We start from the raw sequence: 16880 nt of genomic DNA on the forward strand, positions 1-16880 counted from the left end.
TGAAAGCAACCCGCAAATGAATGGTTTCAAACCAGGCGGTGATCCTTTGCTTTTATCGAAGGTGTTCCACAACTGAACCGCACCCTCGTAAGTACCTTCCGCCACCTGTCTAAGTAATGTTGTCTCATGTTAATAACAAACACAACATTTTGCATCAAACGCCCGACCTAACACGCCGTAATGAGGTATTGATCCATATAGTTGGTCGGTGTGATTGTGACTAATGATAATAAAAATAGAAAGCGGTTACATTATTGACGGAAGTAAATAGAGTATGTGTTTTTTCAAGGGTAGATTTCTAGCAAGATAGGAGGTTATTTACATCACAAAGCTTTCGAAATAAATAGACATTTCAATACTAACAATTCCCTCCTTTGCGATATAAAATTTTGTAGATTCATTGTGCTGGTGACAAAGTTTCAAATCTTGCTGAAAGAATAGATTCATTTAAATACGAAAGAAGAATCTGAGGAGCTTTGTAATTATTTTAGTACGAAAATTCATAATTGTCAATAATGTGCAAATAGTCAGAAAAGAATGTCCATTTCGGCGATTTTGCTGTAAATTTCCTTTTTTGTATATAAAAAAAGAGACTTATTAAGTCTCATAACTGCTAATTTTTGCTCAAATTTTTTTACGTATTGCTATCAAAGTTATAAGTTGATCCAAAAAAGGCTGTCCATTTCTACTCATCACGCTTCAAACTATAGTTTTCCTAAAGAAGATATGGAAGCAAAAATGGGATCAACACAGATGTAAGAATACCGGCAAGGCCCATTGCCACTCCGGCAACAGCTCCCTGCATCTCCCCCTCGCGAGCAATTTCCGCTGTTCCGATACCGTGGGCAACCGTACCAATCGAAAGTCCCCTCGCAAGAGGATGGGTTACGTGTAATTTGTTCAGGAGCCAAGGTCCGAACATAGCCCCGATCATCCCTGTAATCATGACAAAAGCAGCGACTAGAATCCTATCGGCCCCTATTATTTTTGCCACTTCAGAAGCAAACGCAATTGTGATCGATTTAATACTTATGGAAGCAGTTATAGAAGTTAATTGGAACAATTTAGCCAGCAATAGCGCAGATACGATTGTCGACAACGTGCCGGCAAATAATCCGGCAAGAGCCGGCAAAAAATATCGGAATAATATGCGGCGATGCTTATATAGCGGAACAGCTAATGCAATTGTTGCAGGGCTTAATAAATATGTTAAAATCTCTTTGGCTGTTCCATATTCCTTATAAGAAATATTTGAAACGATTAAAACAAAAACAATGATAATAGTGCTTAAAAACACTGGCGTTGTAAAAGGAGAAGGATATTTTATAGCTACTTTTCGAGAAAAAAGATAAACTCCTGTCGTTAGACAAATACTATAAAGTGTGACGGCGATTTTCAGCTTGAATCCCTTCTTTCCTTTTAAGAAGTGTTTGAGCAGTTAAGCCGGAAAAAGCAATTCCGATAAATGCACTAGCAAATAAGATAAACATGAAAGCCAGTCCATTATTTAAAAAAACGCTTCCGAGAGTCATTAACCCTACCGAAATGGGAATAAAAAAGAAACCAAGGTGTTTAATCAGCACATTGGCTGCTGTCTCAATCCAATCTATGCGGATAATACCCGTAGTTAATAAAATAAAAAGCAAAATCATCCCCATGACATTACCAGGTATTGGAATATGAAGGAATTTTGCGATCATCGACCCTGCATAATTAAGCGAAATCAACACGAAAAGCTGAAAAATAAATTTAACAAATGTAGAAATTTTCAATGTTGAAGCTCCTCATAATAATTTTGATTACCTTTATTTTACCAAAATTATTTTATATGCCAATCATGTGTGCCTGACTGAAGACAAGTAAAAATGAACTATATAAATGCTGTTAGTAATAAATGTTCACACAATTTCCATAGGATTTTTCATAGAAATTATATATCTTAAATGTGAAAAAGTTCTATGAAAACCCTTGTATTTTTTCATCAAAATTTTAAGGTGGGAACAATAATGAAAAGATTGTATATAATCAGCACAATACTTATTATAATCGGAACTGTTGCAGGCATTTCATATTTTATTTTTCGAGATGTTGCTGCAAAAATACCTGATAATATTTCGTTAATAACGATGAATGAAGAGGAATATACGTTTGGAAAAGCCGATAAAAAATTGAAATTAGTTGAATTTATGTATACACATTGCCCTGATATTTGTCCTACTACTACACAAAAAATGAATTTATTAAAAAAAGATCTTCAAAAAGAAGGGGTATATGGCAAGGACATACAATTTATTACAATTACGTTTGACCCTTACCGCGACACGCCTGAAGTATTAAAAAAATATATGGAAATGTTTGGAATTGAAAATGACGGCAACTGGATTATGCTGACAGCGGATCCGAAAAACTATGAAAAAGATCGGCAAGAAATTAAGAAAATTGCTGATACTTTCCAATTCCAATACCGTGATCCGGGAAACGGGTTATACATTCATACTTCCTTCACTTATTTATTAGATGAAAATAATAAATTCATAAAAAAATTCCCAATGGGAGAAAATTTTAATAAAGATGAAGTTTTTGAGAAAATTATGAATGAAATTTAATGCACAAATCAAAAAACGTGCAAGAGTTTTAAACTCCCTACCATAACATGGAAACAGCTTTTATTATAATACAGAACCAACATAATAAGGCGGTGTCAACGAAGCCGAGCTCTAAATATTTACAAAGCTAAACAAGTATCTTCTTAAAGGTAAGTGCCATTTCTATCTTTGTTAGCGTTGCGCCCTATTCCACAGAAAAAAAGCGGTGAATTGTGTGATCACTGCTTTTTTGGTAATGAATCTCTTCATATCTATTCTTATCTATTCTTTTAATTTTCGGTTGAGGATTGCTTGTTATTATTTTGCAATGAAAAAAATTCAGATTTTGTTTTTGTGAAGCTTACATTAATGCCGGACTTTCTTAACCGATTGACAAACTCAATGAGTTGTTTTGTTGCCATTCTAAAAACTCCTTTTTAAGAGCGATTCAATACCTTTATACTACATAGCAAATATGAACAATCAATGAAAAATTTGATAAAAATATTTGAATATTTCTCATTCCCTTTCTTTTCTGGCGTTAAAACCAATTATTGGTATTCCTATTTTGGGAAAATTGGGTCTAAACGCTTGTATTTTCTTCTCAATTTATCCATTCGCTATTGAAAACTAAAATCCTGTTTTTCTCTTAAAAAATTTCATCAATTATAAATACTTTTTCCCTTCTCAATTTAATAATTGATTTATTTTTTGAAAATACACGAGGCTGAAGGGTCTGACTTCCTCCGGCAAAGACTGATACAACCATTCTGTATATTGTATTTGTCTGAGGGAGACAGACCATTATGAGTCTGCCTCATTTGCATGTTTTTGAAAATCAATTAAGACCGCTTTTGTTTTCGGCGGGATGAAGAGGCTTGCCGTTCACCAGGTTCTGTAGTTGTTGTTCCTTGTCCCTCAACTTGCGATGAACTCAGTCCTGTCCTGGACGGATCCTGTTTTCGTTTAGACACTGTAAACACCTCCACGTATACTTTTTGCAAAGAGCCGGGCAATTTATACAGCTTTATAAAGAATATTTTGAGAAAAGTTAGAGATGATATTTTATGGGAGGAGGTGTTTTTTGTGGCGAAAATTGGGGTTGAACAATCTTTAACCAACATTTCCGAAGCCCTTCGGCAAAGAGGATACGATGTAGTTGAATTAAAGCAGGAGTCGGATGCAAAGGACTGCTTTTGCTGCGTCGTTTCAGGCCAGGATTTAAATATGATGGGCATGCAGGATATTATTACAAATGCCTCTGTAATCGATGCGAGTGGGAAGTCTGCTGATGAAGTTTGCCAGCAAGTTGAAGAAAAGCTCCGTTAACCATCATAAAGAGGCTGTCTCAAGAGGCTGTCTCAAAGCCTAAGGGTCAGACCCCATAACACAATATATAGGACATAATGTTGTATAAATGTGCTGTATTTTGATAAATGCACATGGGGTCAGACCCTTATGAGACACCCTCTTTTTGCTTTTTGCTTTTAAATAATCTTTAGTGCTGAATAATGGCAAATTTTTCGTTATAATACGTATGAACCTAGTATTGGTTGATAGTCTATTTAGTTCAGACATTAATATTACAAGTAATACGTATTGGACTGATTTATGTATGAACACTGATTTTTGGATGCCTGTATCGCTCTCATTACAGATTGCCGGCATTTCTACCGTTATTGTTTTAATCATCGGATTATTACTAGCAAAACTGTTGGCAAAAAGGCAGTTTCGCGGAAAAGTAATACTTGAAACGGCATTATTGCTCCCTTTAGTTTTGCCGCCGACCGTTATTGGATTCTTATTAATTATCATATTTGGAAATAACAGCTTTCTAGGGATGATTATTGATTCTGTTTTTCGGCAGCAAGTTATGTTTACCCCTTTGGCAGCAGTTATTGCTTCAACTGTCGTCGCCTTTCCGCTAATGTACCAATCTGCAAAAACAGGATTTGAGTTAGTTGATTCAGGTGTGGAAGATGCAGCACGAGTTGATGGTGCTGATGAATGGAAAGTTTTCTTATTTGTTACTCTTCCCCTTTCTTTTCGAGCAATACTTACAGGCAGTATTTTAAGTTTTGCCAGGGCACTGGGGGAATTTGGAGCTACATTAATGTTTGCCGGCAATATTCCGGGAAAAACACAGACGGCATCAACGGCCATCTATGTAGCTTTTGACTCTGGAAATATGGAGATGGCTTGGCTGCTAGTTGGGGCAATGATTGCAATATCTTTTTTCATGATTTTATGTACCGCATTTTTAAAGTAAATAATATGGGCCATGGAGCGGTATCTAATTCTATGGCTTTTTCTTTAATAGAGGAATATAAAAGGAGTATCAATAATATCTCTTCGCCCCGAGGTATCGTTCACTCCAATATTTGCTTGTCAAATTGCTGATGGTAACTCCTGTAGAACTTCCGCAATGAATGAATTGATTGTTTCCGATATAAATCCCAGCATGAGAGGCTCCCGGCCGGTAGGTTTCGAAAAAAACAATGTCTCCGACTGACGGCTTGTCCACTTGTTTTCCGGCGTTCCAAATTAACGAGACTGTACGCGGTAAAGAAATACGTTGTTTTTCGAATACATAAACAAGAAATCCGCTGCAGTCAAATCCTTTTTCAGGAGTCGTTCCACCCCATTGGTAGCGTGTTCCAAGCAGTTCCGCCGCATCTCCAATTAAATTAATAACGTTAAATTCTTTTTCCTTCTTGGAAGGTTTTGCTAGCATTAATCGCGTATAAGTATTCAAATCAACCGTACCGGTCGTTGGAAGTTTATTGGCCTTTTGGAACTCTTTTACTGCCTCAAAGGTAGTCGTGCCAAAATATCCCGTAATGGTCGTGTATGTAAAATATCCGAGCTCTTTCAATTTCGTTTGAACCTTTTTAACTTCTTCCCCGGTCGAACTGATCGTTAAGCGTATCGCTGTCTGTGGAGGTTCAGTTTTATTATTGGTTGGTGCAGATTTTCCTTTTTGGTTCAGTACTTCTTTCAGCTTGTTCAGCGTTTGCGGCCTTGCTGCTCCATCGGCGGTCAACCCATAATCTTGCTGGAATTTGCGAACCGCTTCAGAAGTGATTGTTCCATAGTAATTGGTGATGGACGGATAAGTGAAATATCCAAGCGATTTCAATTGTGATTGCAATTGGCTGACTTCTTTACCGCGGGATCCAATTTTTAACGTGCCGTTGGCAGCTGTCTGGGCAGGATTTGCCTTTTGAGAGACCCCCGTTAATCTTTCATACGTTTTCCAGTCAAACACACCTGTTTGTGGCAATCCCACAGCCGATTGAAAGTTTTTCACAGCCTTTTCCGTGATAGATCCATAATAGCCCGTAGCTTTAAAGTATGTAAAATATCCTTTATTTTTTAATAATTGCTGAAGCTGTTTTACATCATCGTTTTTCATCCCTATTTTTAAATCCGAGTCTCCCAAGGCCGCATCACTAATGGATGGAAGCATGAATAGCGCCGATGCAAACGCGGAACCGACGATGAGCTTTTTCACCGGATCTTTCACCGTTTTTTCCCCCTCTATCTATGTCAACGAACGAAACGTTTATTCAATGAATCATGCAAAAAAAACACTACTATTCTTTACATCGGATGGACTGCTTTTTTCTTTAAGGCTAAACGGGTAATTTTTTGTCAAAAGAAACGGAATTAATATGATTGAAGCAACTCTCTAACATCGGGAGGTCATTCGGAGAATTCCAGACACATTATTTCCCCAGCGCTTTTGAACGCCGAGAAAGTACACGGCTTTCATCCAGCATACCGCTTCCTAAAATGACACCTAGCACGATCAAACTAAACCCCAAAATTTGTGAAAGAGAAATAGATTCTCCTAAAAATAAATAAGCCCCGAGTAATGAAAAGAGAGGATTTAAATTAATAAAAATCGCCGATTCTGCTGCACCAATTTGTTGAATTGCTTTGTTGTAAATCATATGACCAAGCGCAGTAGCAAGTACAGCTGACGCAAGGAAGATCATCCATAGGGATCCCGTACCGTTTGCCAAGCTTAATAGACCGTCCGGTTCCATCCAAAAACTAATTAAAAATAAAAGCAAAGACCCGAACAATAACGTCAGTTGCGGAAATTAAATTGGAAGTACGTCTAATGACGATTGTAATCAAATAATAGATGAAAACAGACAAGTATTAACCCCTCACCTGCATAAGATTGTAATGGACAAGTGATTGGAGGTGAAAACAATTGCGATTTGTAGTGCTTAAAAAAGGGTCTATGATGTTTTTTCTTTTATTTATGATTACACTTTCCGCCGCTGCTATCTGGTTTTTCGGAACATCGGGCTCGGTTCCTGTTGCCAGCCGAGATCAAAATCAACATGAACAAATAAGAGAGATTCATATGGTAACTGGTGAATTTTCAGCGAAAACAAGCGGAGGGAAAGAAATTGAGGCATATCGCTGGGATCCCGGCACCGTGTTTGTTAACAAAGGGGAAAAAGTGCGCCTTACCATTTTAGGTGTGAATGGTAAAGAACATCCATTTATTATCGAAGGTACTAATATAAAAGGAGTTGTCAAACAAGATGATGAAACAACCGTGCCCCTGCAATTTGATAAAGAAGGAATATACAGGTTTATTTGCCTAACGCATTCTAACAAAGATCGTAATGGTCCAATGATTGCTTATATTGTTGTAGATTAGTGACAAAGAAAAGCACTGGATCAGGGAACCCAGTGCTTTTTGTCATTTTTACCTTCCGATGAACATTTGCGTCCAATATTGACCGTATGCCCCTCCTTTTGCATAACCTACACCAATTTCAGTAAAACTTATTATTACTAATTCATTATTAATTGTATTGAGGGGTCAAACCGTTCTTATTAATTGTAAAGTCATGTATTGACAAAGTTAATTTGCTGAAATAATGTATTATTGTAAACCATATCGGTTTATTTGTTTACAAAAAAGGGGAGAAACGAATGAACAATCAACAGCGAAGACTAAGAATGATGATTATTACAGCTTTATTTGCGGCGATTATCGGAGTAATGGCACAGTTAACGATTCCGCTTCCGCACGTTCCGATCACCGGACAAACTCTGGCAATCGGCCTTGCCGCAACAATTCTAGGAGCAAGATACGGAACTCTTGCAGTTATTTTATATGTAATCATTGGTGCAGCAGGGATACCGGTATACGCTGAAATGAAAGCCGGTGTCTCAGTTCTTGTCGGTCCGACGGGAGGCTATTTATTTAGCTTTATTCCTACTGCTTTCTTTATTGGATGGTTTCTTGAAAAAACATCCTTTACGATAAAAAACGCCATAATTGCAAATATAATCGGTATGCTGATCACGTTATCAATTGGAACTGTATGGCTGAAAGTCGCTGCGGAACTTTCCTTGACAGAAGCATTTACAGTTGGATTTACTCCTTTTATAATTGTAGGTATTATCAAAGCTGTCCTTGCATCATGGATTGGAATCTTAGTCAGAAACAGGCTAATATCTGCCAACTTATTGTTAACAGCAAAAACACCTTTTTAATTCCTTTCAAGAGAGCATTCGTTGCGAATGCTCATTTTTGTTTTTAAGAGGAAAAATATTTTTATAAATATTTTCTTCGAAACTTTCTTTATGTTTATACGTATTATTTCTTGTGTGCATGGAAATAGGATGCCATTGATTTATATTATTTGACTGAATATACTCATATCATCGGCTTTCAATAGAGGTGAAAATTATTGTTAGAATATTTATTTGACGTCTCGGATGTTTCTCAGCTTACGACTTTTTATATTAGTGTTTTGCTAAGCCTTTCGATTCAATATATTTTCTTTTTGTCCGTTGATGTTTCAATTGATTCTTTTTCTTCCCGCATAGACATCAAGTCACATTCATGCATACCATCCTATATAGCTAAAAGCCGGTCAAATACAAATTTTCTTTTAACGTGGATTATAAAATATATTCGAAAGAAAGAATCTGCCGATGATGAAGGTGATCATTTTATTTTCTCTTATAAATAAAAAATAGGAGGAAATAAAATGAAAATTAAACGTTTAGCGCTATCTCTTATTATCTTATTCATCAGTACTAGTTTGCTTACCGCATGTCAAGCTTACGGAGCAGACAATAAAGGGTTCTTTCATATCATGTTTATTGAACCTTTCGCTCAGGCCATTCATTTTGTTGCAGGCCTTTTCGGGGGCAATTTCGGATTGTCGATTATTGTAATTACAATTTTGATTCGATTAATTTTAATGCCCTTAGTGTTAAAACAATATAAAAGCCAGTTGGCAATGAAAGAAAAAATGGAATTGCTAAAACCAGAGTTGGATGAAATTCAAAAGAAATTAAAAAGCGCGAAAAAACTTGAGGAACAGCAAAAATTGCAGCAAGAGATGTTTAGTTTATATCGAAAACACGCAGTGAATCCACTATCGGCAGGTTGCCTTCCCGCTATTATCCAAATGCCGATTTTACTCGGGTTTTATTATGCGATTAGAAGTTCTGGAGAAATTGCAACCCATTCGTTTTTATGGTTTAATCTCGGACATCCTGATCTCTTTATTACCGCTGCAGCAGGAATCGTCTATTTTTTGCAGTTCAAAGTTTCCCAATCGAATATGCCTGCCGATCAGCAAAATCAAATGAAATTTTTCGGATTGCTTTCTCCGATTATGATTGTATTTGTTTCTATAAATGCTCCTGCAGCATTGCCGCTTTACTGGACAGTCGGCGGTTTGTTTTTAATTATTCAGACGATCGTAGCAAGAAAATTATATTCAACTGAAAAGCGTCATGAAAATTCCAATTGATTGATGAAAAAATAAGGGCTGAGAGGCTGTCTCAAACCTCCATGGCATATCAGCCACCATGATAAATGAGTCTTCTAGATAAGACACCGTATAAAAAACCTAAGGGTCAGACCCTTATGAGACAGCCTCTAACCCCTTTTATTTTATTTATGATCTCCCAATTAACAGGCCGAGAAAGCCGGCTGTTATACCGCCAATGTAAGTAATAGCTAAATAAAAGGCTGCTTTGATGGTTTTTTTTTGTTCAAATAGCTGAAGTGTTTCTGCTTTCAGTGTTGAAAAGGTAGTAAAAGCACCCATAAATCCAATTCCAAAAAGCGCGTAAACAGCTTCCCCAAGTTTTTTTCCAATAAGAATTCCAAGCAAAAACGAGCCGAGCAAATTAACTGTTAATGTTCCAAAAGGAATTTTTGAATTATGGCCATTCAATTTCCTTGAAATGAAGTATCGGGATACTGCCCCAAAAAAACCGCCGAGAGCAACAAGTAATAAATTCTTCATAAACTTTTCTTCTCCGTGTTACTTACTTTTATTGCCAAACAAGATCCTAGCCATGCACAATAAAGGCCGCCGAGCAAACTAAAGATTACATATAAAAATGCAAAAAACAGATGGTCTTGCTCAACAAGCTGTAAAGTTTCCAAACTAAATGTTGAAAATGTCGTAAATGAGCCGATGATCCCCGTTCCGATCCCGCTTACAATGTGCGCAGGGAGTTTACGGAATACCGCCTTATTATTTGTCAGCCACCCAAAAGCAAATGCACCCAATAAATTAGCAGCCAAAGTGCCAAAAGGAAATCCATCTCCCCAGAGCGATAAGGCAGTGACGGAAAGGAAGTATCGAAGCAGACTTCCAATGATTCCTCCAAGACCGGTAGTTACATAAGACAAGATACCACCTTCTATTTTCACATGTTTATGAAGTTAAAGAAAAGAGTTCGCGATTGTGATCTGGAACTCCTTTCTTTAATAAAAAAAGTCAGACCCCTCCAATGCAGGTGGGAGTAAGACCTTATGAGTGAGCCCTTTTTAGAAATTGTTATGCGTCTACAAAATAGTTTTTATAAAAGCCGCCTACTTTTCCTGTATTATCGATGATAAAATAAAATTCTTCGGTTTCATTCTTAACTTCGTAAACTTTTCCAGGTGTTAAGGCACGGTTAACAATGTATTTTTTTGCATCAGTATGGACGCATTTTATTTTTTTCACAGTAGCTCGGTCATGCCATGTTTGATGAATCATAATTGCCACTCCTTAAATGAATATCTTTTTCTAAGTATAATGAAAGAGATTGGAATACCGCAATAGTGCTAGATTGATTTATATATAAAATATGCTCTTTTATTCATGCATGTAAGCATGTACCCGCCCTTTTGAAAGTGAGGTCCTTGACCTAACCGTAAACGCTTCATTATAAGCTCATTAAAACTAGACTTTAATTGTTGGAGGGGGTCAGACCCTTTACTCTGATCGTAAAATTTTTACATAAAATGTTCTTGTACGCGGACCATCAAATTCACAAAAATAAATTCCTTGCCATAATCCTAACAACAGCTTTCCGTTTGTAATAATGATCTGCTGGGAAGAACCGACTGTACTGGCTTTCATATGGGCTGCAGTATTTCCTTCCATATGTCGATCCAAAGAATGGTGCCAAGGGTATATTTCATCAAACCGGCGAATCATGTCGCGTTTTACATCCGGGTCCGCATTTTCATTAATGGTAATCCCGGCCGTAGTATGAGGGCAATACACGATTGCCACCCCTTCCTTGATTCCGGATTCTTTTACTGCTTTTTCCACTTCAGACGTTACCTCATAAAATTCATCCCGTTTATTTGTACGAATTGTAGATTTTTGCAACATACAAAAAACCTCCTTACTGATATCGGGTTCCAAACAGCTCAAAACCCTGTTTTCGAAGTATCGGTTCGAATGTTACTAATAAAGGTCTATCTCCGCGTTGGTGCAAAACTTTATAGAGATCGCTCTCTTTAGTGGCAGGCTGTACAAAAACAATTTCTAATGCTCCGACTTGAATACTTGCAGTTATATCTTTTGCATCTTTAAGATAATGTATCGGAACATCAAATAATTTTGACCATTCTTTCGCTGCTTTTTCAGCATTATGTACAGTGTAGGTTACGGATTTAATTGAACGATTTTCCTGATCATCAGTTATCATCTGCAGTTTTTTTAAATCATGAAACCGTTCTTCATCTGTTTGTTCCCATTCAATGAAAAAAGGAAACGGCAATAAAGTTTTCTCAATAATAAAAAGCATTTTCCAACGAATAACTGATCCATCCTCTCTCTTACGGCTGCCATTAAAAATACCGGAAGTTTTAAAACCTCTTTTCCAAATCGTGGATTGTAAAACAGAAATATTATTTGTCCGCAGACAAATTTGTCCTACCCCTTCACCTCTCCCGATGTCACTTATTAGCTGTTGAACAAGGGGATTATCCGCTTCGTTGGCTTTTTGCCGATCTTCTATTGCCAGAAATTCTACATATGACAATCCGTTATAAAAAAGGCTGTTATGTGTTCCCCAATTTTCATGTCGACCGCCCATCACTGCATGATATCCGTGATTTTTTAACAGCTTTACAGCTTCCAGAGGATGCCTGTTAAGAAAATGAACGACGTGGTCAATTTCAAGTTTCATTTTGATCCCTCCAAATTCCTAACTCATTTCTTTCATTATACTTGCTTGTTGTATATTCTATCTGTTTTATAAAGAAAAGTCTTTTTTAAAATATTTTGAAAATGGGTTTTCAAAAGCTTAAAAAACATTTACAATAAGTTAATAATTTAATATTTTTACTATCCATTCACTTTCCGAGGAGGAATGCAAAATGAAAATTATGAGTAATGAATTGTTGATTGTCTCGTATCGTGATGCACTGAAGTCGGATAAGGATAAGGAATGGGCAAAGATTTTAAAAGATGAAATTAAAAGACGAGGATTAAAACCTTTTAAGAAACGATGAAAAGATTCAGAGCGGTTAGCATTTGCTGAACCGCTCTAATTTATTGTGGTTTTTATTAAATTTTGCAAATTTCATTACCCTTCTAATAACAGTGATTCCGCATCCTCGATCAGCTCTTTTACTTTAGCAAGGAACGTAACGGCTTCTTTTCCGTCTACAATGCGATGGTCATATGATAATGCAATGTACATCATTGGACGGTTCTCAATCCGTTCCTCATCAATTGCAACCGGACGGAGCTGTATTTTATGCATACCTAAAATTCCTACTTGCGGACCATTCAAAATTGGTGTAGACAGCAATGATCCAAACACGCCGCCGTTAGTAATTGTAAAGGTTCCGCCTTGAAGATCATTTAATGACAATTTGTTTGTTCTTGCTTTTTCAGCAAGCTCCATAATATCAGATTCAATTTCCGCAAAATTTTTACGGTCTGCATCCCTTACAACCGGTACAACTAATCCTTCCGGAGCCGCGACGGCAATTCCGATGTCATAATACTTCTTAAGCAGGATTTCATCACCTTGAATTTCAGCATTTAAATAAGGCTGTTTCTTTAAAGCAGCGACGACAGCTTTTGTAAAGAATGACATGAAGCCTAAGCGTACTTCATGTTCTTCGAAAAATTTATCCTTTCGGCGTTTCCTTAAGTTTATAACTGCGGTCATGTCAACTTCATTAAAGGTTGTAAGCATGGCAGCTGTTTGCTGGACTTCTACAAGGCGATTGGCAATTGTTTGACGGCGCCTCGACATGCGAATCCGTTCTGCCGGTTTTCCGGATTCTGCATGTGTTACAGTCTGTTCAGATTTTTGCGGTTGCGGCTGTTGAACGCTGCTTATTCCCTCGTTTGAATGAAACAATTCTACATCATGTTTTCTTATTCTTCCAAGTGGATCAATTGTAGGTACACTGCTTAAATCAATTCCTTTTTCCCTTGCAAATTTTCTGGCAGCAGGTGAAGCAATTGGCCTGTCTTTCTTTTCTTGCATTTCAGGCTCAGACGGATTGCTTTCTGTCGACTGTATTATCTGTTTTACAGAAGAGGCAGGCTGCTTTTTCGCTAGTTCTTGTTCATTTACTTGTTGCGGCTCTTGCAATACTTGATGTGATGCTTTTTCATTTACATCGACAACAGCAATTGTTTCTCCGACTTTTACTGTATCTCCTTCTTTTGCTCGAAGTTCTTTCAAGACACCTTCATAATCAGATATTATTTCAATGTTCACTTTGTCTGTTTCTAGTTCTACAATATACTCGCCCTTATTTACATGGTCACCAGGTCTTTTCAACCATTGCGCGATTGTACCTTCCGTTATTGATTCTGCTAATTCTGGAACTTTGATTTCTGCCACCTTATATACCCCCTTGTTCTTTCCTGGTTAGTGCTTCGTCAATAATTCGTGCTTGTTCAAGTTTATGGACATTTGGATCACCTTCAGCCGGACTTGATCGTCGACGACGGCCGATATAAGAAACTTCTGCCCCATGTGGAGCAATTTCTTTAATGAGAGGTTCAACAAAGCTCCATGCGCCCATATTTTTCGGTTCCTCCTGAACCCAAATAATTTCCTTTACGTTTGGATAACGGCCGAATAATTTCTTCAGCTGCTGAACAGGAAACGGATAAATTTCTTCCACCCTAATAATATGAAGCCATTCCTTTTTTTCAGCAGTTTTTAATTTTTCAGCAAGATCAATGCAGATTTTTCCGCTGCATAACAGGATTCGCTCTACTTTTTCCGTATCCATGCCAAGACCATTCTGCTCTATCAACGATTTAAATTCTCCTTTACTGAGTTCGAGGCCGTTTGATGCAACGAGCGGGTTTCGCAAAAGACTTTTCGGAGTCATAATGACGAGCGGGCGTACTTCTTCTTTTTGTAAAATGGCTGCTTGCCTTCTTAATATATGAAAATATTGGGCAGCAGTTGTTAAATTGGCAACAGTCCAGTTATTTTCGGCAGCAAGGGTCAAGAAACGTTCAAGCCGGGCGCTGGAATGTTCCGGTCCCTGACCTTCATAACCGTGCGGCAGAAGCATAACTAATCCTGATTTTTGTCCCCATTTCGCGCGGCTTGCTGATATAAATTGGTCAAACATCACTTGGGCTGCATTCGCAAAATCACCATACTGCGCTTCCCAAATAACAAGGGTTTCAGGTGCAAATACATTGTAACCATATTCATACCCGACAACCGCAGCCTCAGACAAAGGGCTATTGTGTATGGAAAATGATGCTTTTGCAGTCGATAATTGATGCAGTGGCAGATAGACTTTTCCATTTTCACTATCATGCAGAACAAGGTGGCGATGGGCAAATGTACCCCGTTCAGAATCTTGGCCTGTCATCCGGACAGGTGTGCCGTCAGAAATGATTGATGCAAGAGCAAGTGTTTCGGCTAATGCCCAATCAACTTTTCCATTTTCATCAAAAGCGTCGATTCTTCGTTTCAAAATCTTCGCCAATTTTCCGAAGACGTTAAAGTCCTCAGGCCATTTTAATAATTCTTCATTGATTTGTTTTAAAAGTTTGAATGGAACTCCCGTATTTATTTCAGGAAAACCTTTTTCGACAGTTACCGGTGGTTCTGTTTCTTTTAAATCATGGTGCACTTTTTCTTTAGGAACTTTTTCATATGCTTTTTGAAGGCGTTCATGAATATCTTCGGCAAACTTTTTCATATCTTCTTCAGAAACCAAACCTTCAGTCATTAAACGTTTTCCATATAATTCTTTCACGGTTGGATGTTGGCGAATCATTTTATACATCAGCGGATTGGTTGTCATTGGCTCGTCCATTTCATTGTGGCCAAACCGCCGGTAGCCGATTAAATCAATGAAAAAGTCTTTGTTGAATTTTGTACGGTATTCGATCGCAAACAGTGCAGCTGCAAGAACTGCTTCCGGATCATCTGCATTTACGTGCAATATTGGAATCTCGTATCCTTTAGCTAAATCGCTGGCATATCTTGTCGAACGCGAATCAGCGGATTCGGTCGTAAACCCGATAGTATTATTTGCAATAATGTGAATGGTGCCGCCTGTCTGATAACCTTTTAATCGGCTGAGGTTTAAAGTTTCCGCTACAATACCTTGGCCGGGAAAAGAAGCATCTCCGTGAATCAAAATCGGCAATGCTGATGTTGGAGTATGTTCAGGAAACCCTTTATTTGTTCGTATTTCTTGCGCTGCGCGGGTAAACCCTTCAACAACCGCTCCGACAAATTCAAGATGGCTCGGATTGTTTGCGAGCGTAATTCTTGCTTTTACAGTATTTTCTTCTTTTATTTGCCGGTCAAGCCCAAGGTGATATTTAACATCCCCTGTCCAGCCATAGTTGATCCCGATTGAGCCTTCTGATGGCACTAGTTCTTTATTCGGAGCATGCTGGAACTCGGCGAAAATCAATTCGTATGGTTTACCCAGAACATGCGCCAGGACATTCAATCTGCCGCGGTGCGCCATTCCGATATTTATCGTTTTTGCTCCTTCTTTAACTGCTTCTGAAATTAGTTCATCAAGGAGCGGAACCATCGAATCAAGGCCCTCAATTGAAAAACGCTTCTGCCCTGCGAACGTCCGGTGAAGAAATTTTTCAAATTCTTCTACTTGAATCAGTCTTTTTAAGATTGAAATGCGTTTTTCCTTTTTAAAAGCAGGGAGGATTCCCCCTGTTTCAATTTTTTGGCGGAGCCATTTTTTTTCTTCAAGATTAGCTACGTGATGATATTCAAATGCAATCGAACCAGTATACACTTTCTTTAAATAGTCAATTGCTTCAAAGCCATTTCGAATTTCTTTCGGTGCATCAAGGCAGATTATGCTTGCGGGAATTGTAGATAAATCTTGTTCGCTTAAACCGTACTTATTAGGATCGACAATCTCGGAATTTTGTACATGGTCATTTAATGGATAAATATTTGCAGCCAAATGACCATACGACCGGATCCGATCGGCTAAGCGAATGGCCGAAAACACTTTCTCCATATCAGGAAAGAAAGGCTGTGCGCTTAATGACTCGGAATAAAATGTTTGCGGTTTCTCTTGTGCAGAAACTGGTGGACCCCATCGTTCGAAATATGCACTTATTTCCGGGTCAACTAATTCCGGATTTTCTAAATATTTTTCATAAAGATCAATAACATAGCCAAGGTTTGGACCATGGAACCCTTGCCAGACAGGGTCATGACCGGTTGATGGCTTTTTCATGGCAAAAATACCCCCACTTGTTTTTTAAAACCAAATTTTGACCGTTTTATCATACTTTCTTCTTTTACCCTTCCCCTTAATAAAGTAATATTTTAATTCACAAAATAATTTTATTTTTTAAAGGATAAAACGTTTTCAATCCAATTTTATCACGAAAAAGCCTGTTCTACAAAGATTTTAACCTGAGCATAGAGATGATTTTATATTTTCTGCACTCTTTATTTATTTTATTAAAAAAATAATCAAAGGATCATCCTTTATTACGTTAAAGCAATAAGGGCTGG

19 protein-coding genes and 1 pseudogene are annotated in these 16880 nt (G+C 37.7%); 7 read left to right on the forward strand and 13 right to left on the reverse strand.

The window, feature by feature from the left end; translation table 11 throughout:
- Positions 1 to 715: 715 nt before the first annotated feature.
- Positions 716 to 1438, reverse strand: coding sequence for an LrgB family protein (locus PB1_RS10690; protein WP_081485619.1), 723 nt, complete (start codon positions 1436 to 1438; stop codon positions 716 to 718).
- The gene (locus PB1_RS10695; RefSeq protein WP_004436409.1) at positions 1374 to 1772 is read right to left on the reverse strand and encodes a CidA/LrgA family protein; all 399 of its coding nucleotides are present in this window, start codon (positions 1770 to 1772) and stop codon (positions 1374 to 1376) included. The genes PB1_RS10690 and PB1_RS10695 overlap by 65 nt, the downstream gene beginning before the upstream one ends.
- Positions 1773 to 2006: 234 nt before the next feature.
- Between PB1_RS10695 and PB1_RS10700 the strand changes: the two genes are divergently transcribed.
- Complete coding sequence (locus PB1_RS10700) at positions 2007 to 2606, forward strand: SCO family protein (RefSeq protein ID WP_004436410.1); 600 nt, start codon at positions 2007 to 2009, stop codon at positions 2604 to 2606.
- Positions 2607 to 2875: 269 nt separating this feature from the next.
- Here PB1_RS10700 and PB1_RS18310 read toward each other — a convergent pair whose 3' ends face one another.
- On the reverse strand, positions 2876 to 3007 hold the full coding sequence (locus PB1_RS18310; protein WP_004436411.1) for a hypothetical protein: 132 nt from the start codon (positions 3005 to 3007) through the stop codon (positions 2876 to 2878).
- Positions 3008 to 3427: 420 nt separating this feature from the next.
- The gene (locus tag PB1_RS17025) at positions 3428 to 3559 is read right to left on the reverse strand and encodes a YuzL family protein (protein WP_004436413.1); all 132 of its coding nucleotides are present in this window, start codon (positions 3557 to 3559) and stop codon (positions 3428 to 3430) included.
- 112 nt (positions 3560 to 3671) lie between these two features.
- Between PB1_RS17025 and PB1_RS10705 the strand changes: the two genes are divergently transcribed.
- Positions 3672 to 3914, forward strand: a complete 243-nt coding sequence (locus PB1_RS10705; protein WP_004436414.1) for a YkuS family protein — start codon at positions 3672 to 3674, stop codon at positions 3912 to 3914.
- A 286-nt stretch (positions 3915 to 4200) separates the two neighbouring features.
- Positions 4201 to 4854 carry a molybdate ABC transporter permease subunit gene (modB, locus tag PB1_RS10710; RefSeq protein ID WP_004436415.1) on the forward strand — a complete coding sequence of 218 codons (654 nt, stop codon included), beginning with the start codon at positions 4201 to 4203 and terminating at the stop codon, positions 4852 to 4854.
- 69 nt (positions 4855 to 4923) lie between these two features.
- On the opposite strand, the gene PB1_RS10715 is transcribed toward modB, so the two are convergent.
- A complete protein-coding gene (locus PB1_RS10715) occupies positions 4924 to 6111 on the reverse strand; it encodes a C40 family peptidase (RefSeq protein WP_004436416.1) in 1188 nt (395 codons plus the stop codon).
- A 202-nt stretch (positions 6112 to 6313) separates the two neighbouring features.
- Positions 6314 to 6679: pseudogene (locus PB1_RS10720) on the reverse strand (EamA family transporter); the annotation flags it as partial.
- A gap of 131 nt (positions 6680 to 6810) precedes the next feature.
- On the opposite strand from PB1_RS10720, the gene PB1_RS10725 reads away from it, so the two are divergent.
- The 3 genes from PB1_RS10725 (at position 6811) to yidC (ending at position 9388) form a co-directional block, all read left to right on the forward strand.
- On the forward strand, positions 6811 to 7269 hold the full coding sequence (locus PB1_RS10725; protein WP_004436418.1) for a cupredoxin domain-containing protein: 459 nt from the start codon (positions 6811 to 6813) through the stop codon (positions 7267 to 7269).
- Positions 7270 to 7547: 278 nt separating this feature from the next.
- Positions 7548 to 8114 carry a biotin transporter BioY gene (locus tag PB1_RS10730; RefSeq protein WP_004436419.1) on the forward strand — a complete coding sequence of 189 codons (567 nt, stop codon included), beginning with the start codon at positions 7548 to 7550 and terminating at the stop codon, positions 8112 to 8114.
- A 500-nt stretch (positions 8115 to 8614) separates the two neighbouring features.
- A complete protein-coding gene (yidC, locus tag PB1_RS10740) occupies positions 8615 to 9388 on the forward strand; it encodes a membrane protein insertase YidC (RefSeq protein ID WP_004436421.1) in 774 nt (257 codons plus the stop codon).
- A 147-nt stretch (positions 9389 to 9535) separates the two neighbouring features.
- On the opposite strand, the gene crcB (PB1_RS10745) is transcribed toward yidC, so the two are convergent.
- From crcB (PB1_RS10745) to PB1_RS10765, 5 genes are all read right to left on the reverse strand, one after another.
- Positions 9536 to 9889 (reverse strand): fluoride efflux transporter CrcB, encoded by a 354-nt coding sequence (gene crcB, locus PB1_RS10745; RefSeq protein WP_004436422.1) that lies wholly within the window; start codon positions 9887 to 9889, stop codon positions 9536 to 9538.
- On the reverse strand, positions 9886 to 10281 hold the full coding sequence (gene crcB / locus PB1_RS10750; RefSeq protein WP_004436423.1) for a fluoride efflux transporter CrcB: 396 nt from the start codon (positions 10279 to 10281) through the stop codon (positions 9886 to 9888). Before crcB (PB1_RS10750) ends, crcB (PB1_RS10745) begins: the two co-directional genes overlap by 4 nt.
- A 148-nt stretch (positions 10282 to 10429) precedes the next feature.
- Positions 10430 to 10633 (reverse strand): DUF6501 family protein, encoded by a 204-nt coding sequence (locus PB1_RS10755; RefSeq protein WP_004436424.1) that lies wholly within the window; start codon positions 10631 to 10633, stop codon positions 10430 to 10432.
- A gap of 219 nt (positions 10634 to 10852) precedes the next feature.
- Positions 10853 to 11257, reverse strand: a complete 405-nt coding sequence (locus PB1_RS10760) for a secondary thiamine-phosphate synthase enzyme YjbQ (protein ID WP_004436425.1) — start codon at positions 11255 to 11257, stop codon at positions 10853 to 10855.
- Positions 11258 to 11270: 13 nt separating this feature from the next.
- The gene (locus PB1_RS10765; protein ID WP_004436427.1) at positions 11271 to 12059 is read right to left on the reverse strand and encodes a VOC family protein; all 789 of its coding nucleotides are present in this window, start codon (positions 12057 to 12059) and stop codon (positions 11271 to 11273) included.
- Positions 12060 to 12249: 190 nt separating this feature from the next.
- Here PB1_RS10765 and sda point away from each other — a divergent pair, with 190 nt between their 5' ends.
- On the forward strand, positions 12250 to 12384 hold the full coding sequence (gene sda / locus PB1_RS10770; protein ID WP_004434141.1) for a sporulation histidine kinase inhibitor Sda: 135 nt from the start codon (positions 12250 to 12252) through the stop codon (positions 12382 to 12384).
- A gap of 74 nt (positions 12385 to 12458) precedes the next feature.
- Here the strand turns inward: sda and odhB are convergent, their stop codons facing one another.
- Complete coding sequence (odhB, locus tag PB1_RS10775; protein WP_004436429.1) at positions 12459 to 13739, reverse strand: 2-oxoglutarate dehydrogenase complex dihydrolipoyllysine-residue succinyltransferase; 1281 nt, start codon at positions 13737 to 13739, stop codon at positions 12459 to 12461.
- A gap of 1 nt (position 13740) precedes the next feature.
- A complete protein-coding gene (locus PB1_RS10780; RefSeq protein WP_004436431.1) occupies positions 13741 to 16596 on the reverse strand; it encodes a 2-oxoglutarate dehydrogenase E1 component in 2856 nt (951 codons plus the stop codon).
- Positions 16597 to 16880 lie beyond the last annotated feature (284 nt).

The organism is Bacillus methanolicus PB1, assembly GCF_000262755.1.
GTDB lineage: Bacteria > Bacillota > Bacilli > Bacillales > Cytobacillaceae > Bacillus_Z > Bacillus_Z methanolicus.